This is a genomic window from Marinobacter sp. (assembly GCF_041686475.1).
Lineage (GTDB): Bacteria > Pseudomonadota > Gammaproteobacteria > Pseudomonadales > Oleiphilaceae > Marinobacter.
Window position 1 is genome coordinate 29,863 of record NZ_JAWLDU010000013.1, and the last position, 13,172, is coordinate 43,034.

Sequence of the window (13,172 nt, forward strand, 5' to 3'; positions counted from 1 at the left end):
ACCCTCAACTGCCCCAGTGAACCTCACCGCTCAGGTGAGGGGCGGCGCCTGAGGCATTCAGCAGCTGATAATCCCAACCCGACTCCCCTGTCTGCCAGTTAAGCTGTGCCGTTCCCGGAAGGAGCAGCGGCTTTTTGAACTGGCAGGACACCGAAACCGCCTCCTGTCGCCAGCCGCTCTGCTGTTCCAGCAGCGCCAGCACGCGGGCCTTGCTCCACATGCCATGGGCGATGGCCCTGGGGAATCCGAATGCCTTGGCGGTCAATGCGTGCAGATGTATCGGATTTCTGTCTCCGGAAACCCCGGCGTACTGGCGGCCGATGGACTCCGGCACGCTGATGTCAACTGTCTCCGGGTAGTGGGGAAGTTCTGGTGGCTTACCGCCGGATTTCTGTTTGTTTTTATCCGGCTGCCGGAACAGGTTGGTGCTGTTTTCCTCCCATACCAGGCGGCCACCGGCCCAGGCTTCGGTGACCAGGTCAAACTCCAGCCCCCTGGAGGTGCTGTTCTGGCCTTCCAGGCGCACAACAATATCCAGGGGTTCCCCAGCACCGATCGGACGATGCTGGGTGATCTCGTTCCGCAGATGCACCAGGCCCAGCAGTGGCAGCGGGAAAGCTTTCTCCGTGAGCAGCTTCAGATGCAGCGGAAATGCCAGAATATGGGGCCAGGTGATGGGCACGGTGGTTTGCGTACCGAATCCGCAGATTTTCTGGTAGCGCTTCAGATTGTCGTTGGCGGTACTGACGCCAATGAGCCTGGCAGATAGCTCGGGAATATGGATGTCACCGCCGGATGACTTGTCTTTCGGCAGCAATGCCTTGCTGTAAAGTGACCATAAGCCCGGCGGTTGATTACGATAGATTGCAGTATCTGTCATATTTTTAACTCTCCTGGTACACCTGAGCGTCTCTGGGCTGATGTGCTCCAATGTTAGACCTGAGTCTGGCAAACCCGGCCAGTATGGGCATTGACCTGGCTCGCCGGCAAGTGTGTCCATGGTTGACGCCATGTGAGGGCATGCTTTCAACCTGACTTTTTTCATGAAAAACGTTGACATGCGGGGCGGCCTCTTTATAATGCGCCCTCGTTGTCACCGAGCAATCACACCCTTGATTGCGCCCGAGGTGGCGGCTCACGCGGAGCGGTAGTTCAGCTGGTTAGAATACCGGCCTGTCACGCCGGGGGTCGCGGGTTCGAGTCCCGTCCGCTCCGCCATTTTCCTTCCCCGTATTGCATAATCCTGTTGTCATCTCTCGTTCATCCCATGGTCACAATTGCATGTCATCGTTTTCCTGTTTGATGCACAGGAGATGAATGATGTCTGATTACGAAGAAGAGCTGATGGATTGTCAGTATGAGGATTATGACGACGACGATGTTCCGGACGACGCCACTGAACTGTAAGCCCTTATTTGCAGTCTAGCGGAGTCCTTTCTCTGCCCGCTCAGCCAGGTACTGTTTTCTGTATTCTCCCGGACTGTCTGCAAACCAGCGTCGCCATGCCTTGTGAAATGCCGCCGGATTGGCAAACCCCAGTAGCCAGGCTATTTCCGATAGCGAAGCCCGTGTTTCCCTGATGTATTCCACGGCCAGGTCTTTACGGGTCTCATCCAGTAACTCCCGGAAACCGGTTTTTTCCTCTGCCAACTGCCTCTGCAGCGTCCAGGGTGCCATGCCCAGCCTTTCTGCAATGGCGGCCAGCGTCGGGGTGTCGCCTTCAAGCAGGGAGGGAAGTAGGTCTTTTACCCGGTCTCCGGTACCCCAGCCGGCGCGGATACGCGTAAGCTCCTTCTGACAGTCCCCGGACAACCTTTCGAACATCGCCGGCTGCGCCTGCAGCGAGGCTGCTTCCGCCACGCCCGGTGCCAGCCGCAGGCTGTTGCCCTCGGCGCCAAACCTGACAGGGCAGGTAAACCACCTTTCGAACACCTCCTCCAGGCCCTGGGACGGGTACTCAATGGTCACCCGGTCGACCACTCTGTCGCAGCCGGTAATCGCCCTCAGAAATTGTGTCCAGGCTGCCAGCACGGAATCCACCACGAAGAAGTTGAAAGCATTATAGGGTTTGATGGAGTAGAAATGAGCCTCCCGGCCACCCTTCGTGGTCCATGGCACGCCGCGACTGTTACGGCTGGTGAGCAGTGCGTAGTGAATCAGGGTGCTTACGGCTTCACCTGCCGTCGGTGCAGACTGGGCAGCGAACCCGGCTATTCCTGCATCCACTGGCCGTGAGAGCTGACCCATGGTGAGGCCCAGTGCCGGGTTTCCGGTGAGCGCAATGGCGGCCTGACCCATGCGCATGAACCGCGGGATGCTGATGCGGCCCTCAGGTGTTCCCAGTGCCCGTTCATCCAGCCCGAAGCGCCCCAGCAGTTCACGAGGATCAGCGCCTTCAGCCCGGATGGCTCGCGCCATGACCGCAACGTATAACACGCTGATATCGCCGAGAGGATTCTTGTGTATGGTGTTGAGGCGCATGGGCATCGGTATTGTCTTACAAGTTGTATAAGGATATCAGATTGTGCTCCAGGGATATTGTCTGCATCAAGCCCCGGGGCTACTTTAGAGTCCGTGGTTCGGCACCGCCGGCGAAATAAGAGGAGAGAGACCATGACTGCATCAACACCGGGCGTTACGCGCTACCCCAATCTGCTGGAACCGTTGGATCTCGGGTTCACCCGTCTTCGCAATCGTACCCTGATGGGCTCCATGCACACCGGCCTGGAAGAAGCGAAGAATGGCTTCGAGCGGCTGGCAGCGTTTTACGCGGAGCGCGCCCTTGGTGGTGCCGGCCTGATCGTGACCGGTGGCATTTCGCCGAATGTCGAGGGTGCCGTGTTCCAGCATGCCGCCAAGATGAGCACGCAGGAAGAAGCCGACAGGCACAGGGTGATTACCCGGGCCGTGCACGAGGCCGATGGCAAGATCTGCATGCAGATTCTCCATGCCGGCCGCTACGCCTATCATCCAGAACTGGTGGCGCCCTCTGCCGTCCAGGCGCCGATCAACCCGCTGAAACCGAAGGCACTGGATGAAGCCGGTATCGAAAAACAGATCGACGATTATGTGACCTGTGCCGGCCTGGCGCAGGAAGCCGGCTACGACGGCGTGGAGATCATGGGGTCGGAAGGTTATTTCATTAACCAGTTTATCGTGGCTCATACCAACCACCGTACCGATCAGTGGGGTGGCAGTTATGAAAACCGCATTCGTCTGCCCATAGAGATTGTTCGCCGCGTACGCGAGCGGGTGGGCAGTGATTTCATTCTGATTTACCGGCTTTCAATGCTGGACCTGATTGAAGATGGCAGCACCTGGGAAGAAGTGGTGCAACTGGCGAAGGAGATTGAGAAGGCAGGCGCGACAATCATCAACACCGGTATTGGCTGGCATGAGGCCCGGGTACCAACAATCGCCACCTCGGTTCCCCGGGGTGCTTTCACCAAGGTCACCGCGCGGCTTAAGGACGAAGTCAGTATTCCCCTGGTGACCACCAACCGCATCAACATGCCGGATGTTGCCGAAAAGATCCTCGCGGAGGGCGATGCTGACATGGTTTCCATGGCCCGGCCGTTCCTGGCCGATTCGGATCTTGTACGCAAAGCCGCAGAAGACCGTGCTGATGAAATCAATACCTGCATCGGCTGTAACCAGGCCTGCCTGGATCACACTTTCAGCGGCAAGCTGACGTCATGCCTGGTGAACCCTCGCGCGTGTCACGAAACCGAGCTTGCCTATGTCAAAACCGCCGAGCCTAAAGCCATCGCGGTAGTGGGTGCCGGCCCCGCAGGCCTGGCGTTTGCTTCGGTAGCGGCAGAACGCGGCCACAGGGTCACGCTGTTCGATGCCGGTAGCGAAGTCGGTGGCCAGTTTAACGTGGCCAAGCTGATCCCCGGCAAGGAGGAGTTCTACGAAACCCTGCGCTATTTCCGGGTGATGCTGGACAAGCATGGCGTGGATGTTCGCCTTAACACCCGGGTGAATGTGGACGACCTGAAAGCCGGTGGTTTTGATCATGTGGTGCTGGCTTCTGGAGTCAGCCCACGTACCCCGGACATTGAGGGCGTGGATAATCCCAAAGTGATCGGCTACCTCGATGCTCTGCTGGGGCGAAAGCCCGTTGGTCAAAAGGTGGCGGTGATCGGTGCCGGCGGTATCGGCTTCGATGTCTCGGAGTTTATCGTCCACAAGGGCACGTCTGCGGCTCTCGATCCGGATCACTTCATGCGTGAATGGGGCGTTGATCTCAGTGTTGAGCACCGGGGCGGCATCCAGGGCATGGAGCCAGAGATGCCGGAACCGGCTCGTGAGGTCTACCTGCTGCAGCGCAAGACTTCGAAGGTGGGCAAGAACCTGGGCAAGACCACGGGCTGGATTCATCGTACGTCTCTCAAACACCGTCAGGTTCAGATGGTGCCGGGCGTCAGTTACCGCAGGATCGATGATGAAGGACTGCACATCACCGTGACCCCGAAAGGCGCGGAGCAGGGTGAAGACCGGGTGTTGCCAGTGGATACCATTGTCATCTGTGCCGGCCAGGAGCCATTACGCGAACTGCAGGATGGTCTGGAGGCGGCCGGCCTGCCGGTTCATCTGATCGGTGGTGCCGATGTGGCGGCGGAACTGGATGCCAAACGCGCAATTGACCAGGGTAGCCGACTGGCGGCGGAGCTCTGAATGTGAGAATGCGGTGTCAGTCCTCATGATCACAAAACGTTGCAGTTTTCCTCTGTCCAGCGGGCAATGACCCGCTAGACTATTATCCGGAAGTCTGTCAGTTTGAAACCGGCTCCGTGCAGGCCGTACGGGGCCGGTTTCTGGTATCTGGCAGTAAAACGGAACGCCCTTGCGCTGTTTTGCGTGTTGCTGTTGGGTTTTCGGAGAGTGGGGAGTCTGCAATGGGGTCTGCCGACCAGGCAAATGATGGTTATTCGGCGGTGTTTTTCATGGATGGCAGCAATGTGTCACGGCAGATGCGTGCTTCTGAGTTCGGTGCTTTCCTGGATGGCTATGTCGGGTTGTCGGACCTGGCAGACACTGACGTAAAGGCCGTTTATGTGCTTCTGGGTGCGGACCTTCTGGTACGCTCGCTGGTGTTCTTCCGCATCTATTTTGACGAAGAAGGCCGGGCAGACAGCCACTGGAATCTGCCGGTAGAGAAACTGGCAAAAAAGGGCGCGAAGGGTCCCGACATGGGGGCCGGCCCGATCCGCCTGGTATGCCGCAGCCAGTGCCCGAAGTCCGCGAATTCCGAAGAGCTATGGGACCCGGATATGACTCCGGGTAGCAACCATTTCCAGGCGATCCGTCGGGCTGTGGAAGCCAACAGCCTGAAACTCCGAAAAAAGGAACCTGTGACGGAAGAAAATATTCCGGTTCTTGGTGATGAATCCCGTTCACCCGAGGATCTTGAGTCTTCCGCCGACCGTGTGCGTCTGGCGCGGGTGATCCGTGAGCAGCGGCTTCGTATCAAAACCCTGCAAAGTGTCCACCGTGACGCCCTGTCTGATATTCAGCGGGAGAATCGTCATGAAATGCAGGCTTTGCGTAACGAAATTGCCGAACTTCAGCAGAAGTTTGAACGTCAGAAGCTGAGTAACGAGCAGCTGAAAAAACGCCTTGCGGAGCGCAATGAGCAATACCTTGCGATGCAGGAGCAGATTGCCGGCGGTGATGCCCGCAAGGAGCGGGAGGACGCAACGGCCGATGCAGAGGTTGTGCTGCTGAGGGAACAGCTGGAACGCCGGCAGCGGGAGCTGGAGCTCCGGGACGAGAAAATCGTGGCGCTTGATCAGGAAAATTACGATCTTCGTCATCAGGCGCCGGTGGAAAATTCAGTCATGGACCACCTCCAGCACCATTCGGTTTTCCTGGTGGCCTATCATGCCGGGGTTGGCCACATCACACTGCCATACGATGATATCGAAACCTATTTCAGCAATCCGGTTGCCTATGCCGCCGAGCGCTGTGGCCTGAACGAGCCGGCCTACAGGGAGTGGCTGGAGCATTACGAAAAACCTGTCTGTCACCACAAGGATGCGGACGAAACCGTCTGTGACGAACCGGTCATGCGGGTCAGCCAGCCTGCCGAGTTCCGGGCAGGTATTGATGATCGCTGCGAAAAGCACCAGCCGCAGAGCCATAATTGACGCTGCGCTCCCCTCACTGAACGGGATCTTTTTTCAGAATCTGCCCGTATTTCGTTACTATGGTCTCCCAGACATTTCCGGGAGACCAGCCAGACCGATCCCGGCCCATACAGATATCCACAGGAAGCTACATGGATCAATTCAGAAACATTGGCGTGATTGGCCGCATGGGCAGTGTCAAAGTGGTCGAGTCGCTACGTCAGCTCAAGCAGTACCTGGTGAATAACCACTATCACGTGATCATTGAAGAAGACACCGCCAGCATGTTGCCGGGCCACGGCTTGCAGGTAGCGAGCAAAAAGCTTCTTGGGGAAATCTGTGATCTGGTGATCGTGGTGGGCGGCGACGGGAGTCTGCTTGGTGCCGCCAGAGAGCTGGCGAAGTCCAAGATTCCACTGCTGGGCGTAAACCGCGGCCGCCTGGGCTTTCTCACCGATATCTCTCCCTCCGACCTGGAAGAGCGGCTTGGCAAGGTTCTGCAGGGCGAATACATCGAAGAGACCCGGTTTCTCCTCGACGGGCATGTAGAGCGCAACGGCCAGCCCCTGGGATTCGGAACCGCCCTGAATGACGTGGTGCTGCATCCCGGCAAATCCACCCGGATGATTGGTTTCGACCTGTATATTGACGGACATTTCGTATATAGCCAGAGATCAGATGGGCTTATCGTATCGACTCCCACTGGCTCGACCGCGTATTCGCTGTCAGCGGGCGGGCCGATCATGCATCCCAAGCTGGATGCCGTTGTGCTTGTGCCCATGTTCCCGCACACCCTGAGCAGCCGGCCCATCGTGGTAGACGGCAAGAGCGAGATAAAACTGGTGATTGGTGAGACCAACGAAACCTATCCACAGATCAGTTTCGACGGGCAGATGAACATTGCCTGCGCCCCCGGCGATATTATTCGTATCACCAAGAAGCCCTTCAAGATCCGTCTTATTCACCCAGCGGATCACAATTTCTACGCCACATGCCGGGATAAGCTGGGCTGGGCCAGTGAGATTTCAGCGAGTTAAAAACATGGTAGGACAGGTAAGATCCGCGAGCCGCGGCTACGATATTATTGGCGATATTCACGGATGCGCGCATACCCTGGAGCGTCTGCTGAAGCAGATGGGTTACCGTAAGACAAACGGGGTGTACCAGCATCCACGGCGTCAGGCCATATTCATTGGCGATATTATTGACCGTGGGCCACGTATCCGGGAGTCCCTGCATCTGGTGCGGGACATGGTTGAGCATGGCTCTGCCCGCATTGTCATGGGGAACCACGAGTACAACGCCCTCGGTTACTGCACCCGCGCCCGGCCAGGTAGCGGCAGGAAATTTCTGCGTGAGCACAATGCCCGTCACGACCGACTGATCCGCGAAACCCTGGAGCAGTTCGAGCATTATCCCCATGAATGGAACGAGTTTCTGGAGTGGTTCTACACCATCCCGCTGTTCATTGACGAGCCGGACTTCCGTGCCGTGCATGCCTGCTGGGATAGCGACCTGATCAACAAATTCAAGGAAAGCCAGGGTGGGGCGTGCATCGACGATGATTTCCTCCACGCCTCTGCGGCCATAGAGTCGTTCGCCGGCCAGGTAATGGATACACTCCTGCGTGGCACCGATCTGAGGCTGCCGCCGGGCGTTAAAATTACTGGCAGGGACGGTTACGTCAGAGAATTTTTCCGCACCAAGTTCTGGGCCGACAATCCCAGGACCTATGCCGATGTGGTTTTCCAGCCAGATCCGCTGCCCGAGGAAGTTGCCTGCCGTGAGCTGACGGACGCAGAGCGCAGCCAGCTGATCAGCTATCCGGCCTCGGCACCGCCGGTATTTGTGGGCCATTACTGGATGGAAGGTGAGCCTGCGCCACTGAAACATAACGTGGCCTGTATCGACTTCAGTGCCGTCAAATACGGCAAACTGGTGGCCTACAGGCTGGATGGCGAGCGTACCCTGTCCCGTGACAAATTTGTGTGGGTGGATGTGGAGCGTCCCGAGCAGCCGGAGTATCCCACCAGTGAAGACAGCGTGGCGAGGTAGCCTGTGTATCGCATCAAGCAGATCGAGACCACGGTCAATCTGGAGGGCTTCAGTCGCTGGCTCAAAGAGCAGGGCGTTGGCCATCGCATTACCGAAGAGGGCGGGTACCAGGTGCTCTGGCTGGAAAACCCGGAGCATACGGAGCCGGTACTGCAGGCCCTTGAGCGTTTTCTCAGTGAGCCCGAAATCCAGCAGGCCGTGAATACCACCGCGCGCTCGCCGGTATTTGTGGGAGGGCGCTGGCAGCCATCCCCCCGTCATGCGCCGATTGTGCTGGGGATGATATTGCTGGCGTTACTCATGGCCTGGGTGACCGCCATGGGGCAGAACCAGCTATCCACTCTGCTGATGTTTGTGGATCCCCGGCAATATGACTGGGGCACCATGGCAGAACGCATTCAGGCACTGTCCTCGACGCTGGCAAGTGGCCAGGTGTGGCGTCTCATTACCCCGGACTTTCTGCACTTCAGCTGGACACACATCATTTTCAACTCCGTCATGCTGTGGTTTCTGGGCAGCCAGATCGAGTGGTTTGATGGCCGCGCCCGGTTGCTGGTGCTGTTTGTTTTTACCAGCCTGTTGTCCAACGGTCTGCAGTACATCGTGTCCGGACCGCTGTTTGGAGGGCTCTCCGGCGTTGTTTACGGGATCCTTGGTTACTGCTGGCTGAGCCAGCGAAGGGTTCCCAGGTTCCAGTTTCCGCCAGCGTTGATCACGTTTGCCGTAGGGTGGATGGTGATCGGCTTTACGCCTTTACCGGAAGTGCTGGGGCTGGGGAGAATGGCAAATGAAGCCCATCTGGGGGGATTTGTAGCGGGCCTGGCACTGGCGGCAATTTTGCCGGTACCAAAAAAAGCCCCGCGAAATCGCGGGGCATGAAAAGAGCATTCAGCTCTGATGAGAGAGACCAAATGAACGCGACCTCGGTCATTTGGCGAGCTAATGATAATCATTATCGTTTATTGTTGTCAACGGGTTTGCTCACTTTTTTGCTGTAAAGTGGCCCGATCGTGACTGGAGAGTGAAATGACTTACGAAGAGCTGATCAAGCGGCTGGATCCTGCGGTCTATCAGAGCCTCAAGCGTGCCCTGGAGCTTGGTAAATGGCCAGACGGCCGCAAGCTGAGCGACGAGCAGCGCTCGATCTGCATGGAAGCGGTCATTTATTACGAGGATCACCATCAGGTCCCTGCCGAAGAGCGGGTCGGGTACCTCGACCGCGGCAAAAAAGCAGGCACTGCCTGTGATCCCAGCGTTGCGCGCACGGCCGGAAACGGGGGAAACGGGGCGGCAGACCCTGACCAGTTCTTCGAGGTGAAGTCTTGACGGCACTGGTTGATGTGACCGGCCGCCTGCGCAAGATGCCCGCAGAGCCCGGCAATCCTGTGAGCTATACCATCCGGGTGGGGGATACCCTGGTGCCGCTGAACGAGATGGTAGGTTATCCGTTAAAACTGGATTTTGACGGCGTCATACGTTGTATCCACTGCGACCGTAAAACCAGCAAGAGTTTCAGTCAGGGCTACTGTTATCCCTGTTTCCGCAAACTGGCCGCCTGCGACAGCTGCATCATGAGCCCGGAAAAATGTCACTATCACCAGGGCACCTGCCGTGAGCCGGAATGGGGCGAAACCCACTGCATGGTTGAACATGTGGTTTACCTGGCCAACTCGTCCGGCCTGAAAGTCGGTATTACCCGCGGTTCGCAAGTGCCCACGCGCTGGATTGATCAGGGAGCAGTCGATGCCATTCCCATGGTGAGGGTCGCCACCCGTCAGCTGGCCGGATTCGTTGAGGTTGCCTGCAAGAATCACGTGGCTGATCGCACGAACTGGCAGGCGATGCTGAAGGGCCAGGTGCCAGAGCTGGATCTGGGGGAAGAGCGCCGCCGCATACTGGAGCTGATCGCCGATGATCTGGCCGAACTGCGGGCCGGCCATGGCGAAAGCGCCATCCGGGCCGTCGAGGAACACAGCCTTGCGTTGAGTTATCCGGTCCAGGTCTGGCCCCAAAAGGTGAAAGCCCATAATCTGGACAAATCACCGACCGCGGAAGGTGTGTTACAGGGGATCAAGGGCCAGTATCTCATCCTCGACACGGGCGTGATCAACATCCGTAAGTACACCGGTTACGAAGTCCGCTTCCGGGTCTATCCGAACCACTGAAACAGACCCAACATATTCTGGAGATAGCGAATGCGTACCAGTCAGCCACAGACCATTTATCTGAAGGATTACCGCGTCCCCGTCTTTCTGGTGGACCACGTGGACCTTCGTTTCGAACTGTTCGAGGACGGGGCACGGATACACAGTGTCCTCACCATGCGCCGCAATCCCGATAGCGAGAGTGCGGACAGAGGTCTGGAATTGAACGGCGATACCCTGACCACCCTGGAATCGCTCAGCCTGGATGGCCGCGAGTTGGCAAAAGATGCCTATGAGGATCGTGTCGACAAACTGGTGATCCATGAAGTGCCGGACAGCTTTGACCTCGGCGTGGTGACCTGGCTCGAGCCCCAGAACAACACTCGCCTGGAAGGCCTGTACCAGTCCTCCGGCATGTTCTGTACCCAGTGCGAGGCCGAAGGCTTCCGCTGCATTACCTATTTCCCGGATCGCCCGGATGTAATGGCGCGTTTCCGCACCCGAATCGAGGCAGACAGGTCCAGCTATCCGATCCTTCTGTCCAACGGCAATGATGTGGAAAAGGGCGACCTTGAGGATGGCAGGCACTTCGTGACCTGGGAGGATCCGTTCCCCAAGCCCTCCTATCTGTTTGCCCTGGTCGCCGGTGATCTGGTGGAAAAACGGGACAGCTTCCGCACCCTGTCCGGTCGGGACATCGACCTGCGCATGTACGTGGAGCCGCGCAACTCAGACAAGTGCGATCACGCCATGGACTCCCTGAAGCGCTCCATGCGCTGGGACGAAGAAGTGTATGGCCGCGAATACGATCTCGATATCTTCATGATCGTGGCGGTGGATGATTTCAATATGGGCGCCATGGAGAACAAGGGGCTGAATATTTTCAACTCCTCCTGTGTGCTGGCAAGCCAGGAAACCGCAACGGATATGGCCTTCCAGCGTATCGAGTCCATCGTTGCCCATGAGTATTTCCACAACTGGTCCGGTAACCGGGTTACCTGCCGCGACTGGTTCCAGCTGAGCCTGAAAGAGGGCTTCACCGTTTTCCGCGATTCCCAGTTTTCTGCCGATATGGGCTCGCCCACGGTCAAGCGCATCGAAGACGCGACCATGCTGCGCACGGCCCAGTTTGCCGAGGATTCCGGCCCAATGGCCCATCCGGTGCGCCCTGAGTCCTACATGGAAATTACCAACTTCTACACCCTGACGATCTACGAGAAGGGTTGCGAAGTGGTTGGCATGATCCATACGCTGCTCGGCCCGGACATGTTCCGCAAGGGCAGTGACCTCTACTTTGAGCGCCATGACGGCCAGGCGGTGACCACGGACGATTTCGTTCGGGCCATGGAAGACGCCAGTGGCCGGGACCTGTCCCAGTTCCGTCTCTGGTATGAACAGGCTGGAACGCCCGAGCTGACCGTGCGGGACGAATATGACCAGGCCGCCGGTATCTACCGCCTGACGATCGATCAGGCCATTCCCGACACTCCGGGCCAGAGCAACAAGAAGCCCCAGCACATCCCGTTCGCCGTCGGGCTGCTGGGCGCCGATGGAGCGTCCCTGCCGCTGAAATTGAGCGCGGGTGATACAGACGCACCCACAGACCGGGTTCTTGAGTTGACAGAAGCCAGCCACACCTTTGAATTTCATGATGTATCCGAGCGCCCGGTTCCGTCATTGCTGAGAAATTTTTCGGCGCCGGTCAGGGTTTTCTATCCCTGGACCCGTGACCAGCTGACATTCCTGATGAGCAATGACCCGGACGGCTTCAATCGCTGGGACGCGGGCCAGAGACTGGCAATCGATGTCATTAACGGTCTGGTGGGTGACACCGGCAGCGAAGCGGTTGATTCCGGATTCACGGAAGCTTACCGGGGGCTGCTGACAGATGCTTCCCTGGATCAGGCGCTGGTTGCGAAAATGCTCCAGTTGCCTTCCGAAGCCTATCTGATTGAACTGGCAGACAAGCCCAACGTGCCTGACATTCACCGGGCCCGTGAGAAAGTGCTCGGGCACCTTGCTACCGCACTGCGGGACGACCTGCTTGCCTGCTACCATCGCAACACCGTTGAGGGCAGCTATGAAGTGACACCGGAATCTGTTGCCCGCCGGAGCCTGAGAAACACGGCGCTTGCCTGGCTGCTCCACACAGACGATGAGGAAGGCAGAACACTGGCTGTAGCCCAGTTCAGCGAGGCAGATAACATGACTGATCGCATGGGTGCACTGCGGGCACTGGTTAACTCCGGTTACAAGGAGGAGCGCGAGGAGGCCCTGAGTACCTTTTACGGGAACTGGAAAAACGACCCGCAGGTGGTGGAGCAGTGGTTTGCCGTTCAGGCTGGAAGCAGCCGTACCGGCGGGTTGCCCAAGATTCACGAGCTCATGGCTCACCCGGCCTTCGACTGGAAAAATCCCAACAAGATCCGCTCGGTGATTGGCGTGTTTGCGGGCCAGAATCTGCCGGCGTTCCACGCCGAAGACGGTTCCGGCTACCAGTTCCTGACGGAACAGGTGAAGCGGCTAGACGACAGCAATCCGCAAATTGCTGCGAGACTGGTGTCTCCGCTGACGCGCTGGCGCAAATTTGCACCGGTGCACGGTGATCAGATGAAGGCAGCGCTTGAGGCTGTCAGAGACAAATCCGGCCTGTCCCGGGATGTCTACGAAGTGGTCCACAAAAGCCTCGCAGGCCAGTAAGGGGAGGGCTAGTGACGTATCCGCCTGTGTTTTACTGAACCTGTCACAGGCGGATACAAAATCGCACTTTCGGTCGATAGACAATAGTGGGCAATCGGCTAATCTGTCAGGGGCCGATATTCCATGACAACACAATAAGAAA

10 protein-coding genes and 1 tRNA gene are annotated in these 13,172 nt (G+C 57.8%); 9 read left to right on the plus strand and 2 right to left on the minus strand.

What is annotated here, in order from left to right:
- Positions 1 to 4 precede the first annotated feature (4 nt).
- A complete protein-coding gene (locus tag ACESMB_RS04960) occupies positions 5 to 880 on the minus strand; it encodes a MaoC family dehydratase (RefSeq protein WP_372971042.1) in 876 nt (291 codons plus the stop codon).
- Positions 881 to 1,141: 261 nt separating this feature from the next.
- Between ACESMB_RS04960 and ACESMB_RS04965 the strand changes: the two genes are divergently transcribed.
- Positions 1,142 to 1,218: transfer RNA gene (locus tag ACESMB_RS04965), tRNA-Asp, on the plus strand.
- A 204-nt stretch (positions 1,219 to 1,422) separates the two neighbouring features.
- On the opposite strand, the gene ACESMB_RS04970 is transcribed toward ACESMB_RS04965, so the two are convergent.
- Complete coding sequence (locus ACESMB_RS04970) at positions 1,423 to 2,481, minus strand: AraC family transcriptional regulator (protein ID WP_372926533.1); 1,059 nt, start codon at positions 2,479 to 2,481, stop codon at positions 1,423 to 1,425.
- A gap of 132 nt (positions 2,482 to 2,613) precedes the next feature.
- On the opposite strand from ACESMB_RS04970, the gene ACESMB_RS04975 reads away from it, so the two are divergent.
- The 8 genes from ACESMB_RS04975 (at position 2,614) to pepN (ending at position 13,030) form a co-directional block, all read left to right on the plus strand.
- Positions 2,614 to 4,680 (plus strand): FAD-dependent oxidoreductase, encoded by a 2,067-nt coding sequence (locus ACESMB_RS04975; RefSeq protein WP_372926516.1) that lies wholly within the window; start codon positions 2,614 to 2,616, stop codon positions 4,678 to 4,680.
- A 221-nt stretch (positions 4,681 to 4,901) separates the two neighbouring features.
- Positions 4,902 to 6,152 carry a DNA repair protein gene (locus ACESMB_RS04980; RefSeq protein WP_372971043.1) on the plus strand — a complete coding sequence of 417 codons (1,251 nt, stop codon included), beginning with the start codon at positions 4,902 to 4,904 and terminating at the stop codon, positions 6,150 to 6,152.
- Between the two features lie 131 nt (positions 6,153 to 6,283).
- Entirely contained in the window at positions 6,284 to 7,168 is an 885-nt protein-coding gene (locus tag ACESMB_RS04985) for an NAD(+) kinase (RefSeq protein WP_027831404.1), read from the plus strand.
- Positions 7,169 to 7,172: 4 nt separating this feature from the next.
- Complete coding sequence (locus tag ACESMB_RS04990; RefSeq protein ID WP_372926518.1) at positions 7,173 to 8,186, plus strand: metallophosphoesterase; 1,014 nt, start codon at positions 7,173 to 7,175, stop codon at positions 8,184 to 8,186.
- A 3-nt stretch (positions 8,187 to 8,189) separates the two neighbouring features.
- On the plus strand, positions 8,190 to 9,065 hold the full coding sequence (locus ACESMB_RS04995) for a rhomboid family intramembrane serine protease (protein WP_372926519.1): 876 nt from the start codon (positions 8,190 to 8,192) through the stop codon (positions 9,063 to 9,065).
- Between the two features lie 147 nt (positions 9,066 to 9,212).
- Positions 9,213 to 9,512 (plus strand): YeaC family protein, encoded by a 300-nt coding sequence (locus ACESMB_RS05000; RefSeq protein ID WP_372926520.1) that lies wholly within the window; start codon positions 9,213 to 9,215, stop codon positions 9,510 to 9,512.
- A gap of 35 nt (positions 9,513 to 9,547) precedes the next feature.
- Entirely contained in the window at positions 9,548 to 10,351 is an 804-nt protein-coding gene (locus ACESMB_RS05005) for a DUF2797 domain-containing protein (RefSeq protein WP_372926534.1), read from the plus strand.
- A 30-nt stretch (positions 10,352 to 10,381) separates the two neighbouring features.
- A complete protein-coding gene (gene pepN / locus ACESMB_RS05010) occupies positions 10,382 to 13,030 on the plus strand; it encodes an aminopeptidase N (protein WP_372971044.1) in 2,649 nt (882 codons plus the stop codon).
- Positions 13,031 to 13,172: the final 142 nt, after the last annotated feature.

What these genes read in the sequence shown, in the direction of transcription:
- ACESMB_RS04960 (WP_372971042.1), bottom strand. Translation starts at nt 880, where the DNA reads ATGACAGATACTGCAATCTATCGTAATCAACCGCCGGGCTTATGGTCA.
- ACESMB_RS04970 (WP_372926533.1), bottom strand. Translation starts at nt 2,481, where the DNA reads ATGCGCCTCAACACCATACACAAGAATCCTCTCGGCGATATCAGCGTG.
- ACESMB_RS04985 (WP_027831404.1), top strand. Translation starts at nt 6,284, where the DNA reads ATGGATCAATTCAGAAACATTGGCGTGATTGGCCGCATGGGCAGTGTC.
- ACESMB_RS05005 (WP_372926534.1), top strand. Translation starts at nt 9,548, where the DNA reads ATGCCCGCAGAGCCCGGCAATCCTGTGAGCTATACCATCCGGGTGGGG.
- ACESMB_RS05000 (WP_372926520.1), top strand. Translation starts at nt 9,213, where the DNA reads ATGACTTACGAAGAGCTGATCAAGCGGCTGGATCCTGCGGTCTATCAG.
- ACESMB_RS04975 (WP_372926516.1), top strand. Translation starts at nt 2,614, where the DNA reads ATGACTGCATCAACACCGGGCGTTACGCGCTACCCCAATCTGCTGGAA.
- ACESMB_RS04980 (WP_372971043.1), top strand. Translation starts at nt 4,902, where the DNA reads ATGGGGTCTGCCGACCAGGCAAATGATGGTTATTCGGCGGTGTTTTTC.
- ACESMB_RS04990 (WP_372926518.1), top strand. Translation starts at nt 7,173, where the DNA reads ATGGTAGGACAGGTAAGATCCGCGAGCCGCGGCTACGATATTATTGGC.
- pepN (WP_372971044.1), top strand. Translation starts at nt 10,382, where the DNA reads ATGCGTACCAGTCAGCCACAGACCATTTATCTGAAGGATTACCGCGTC.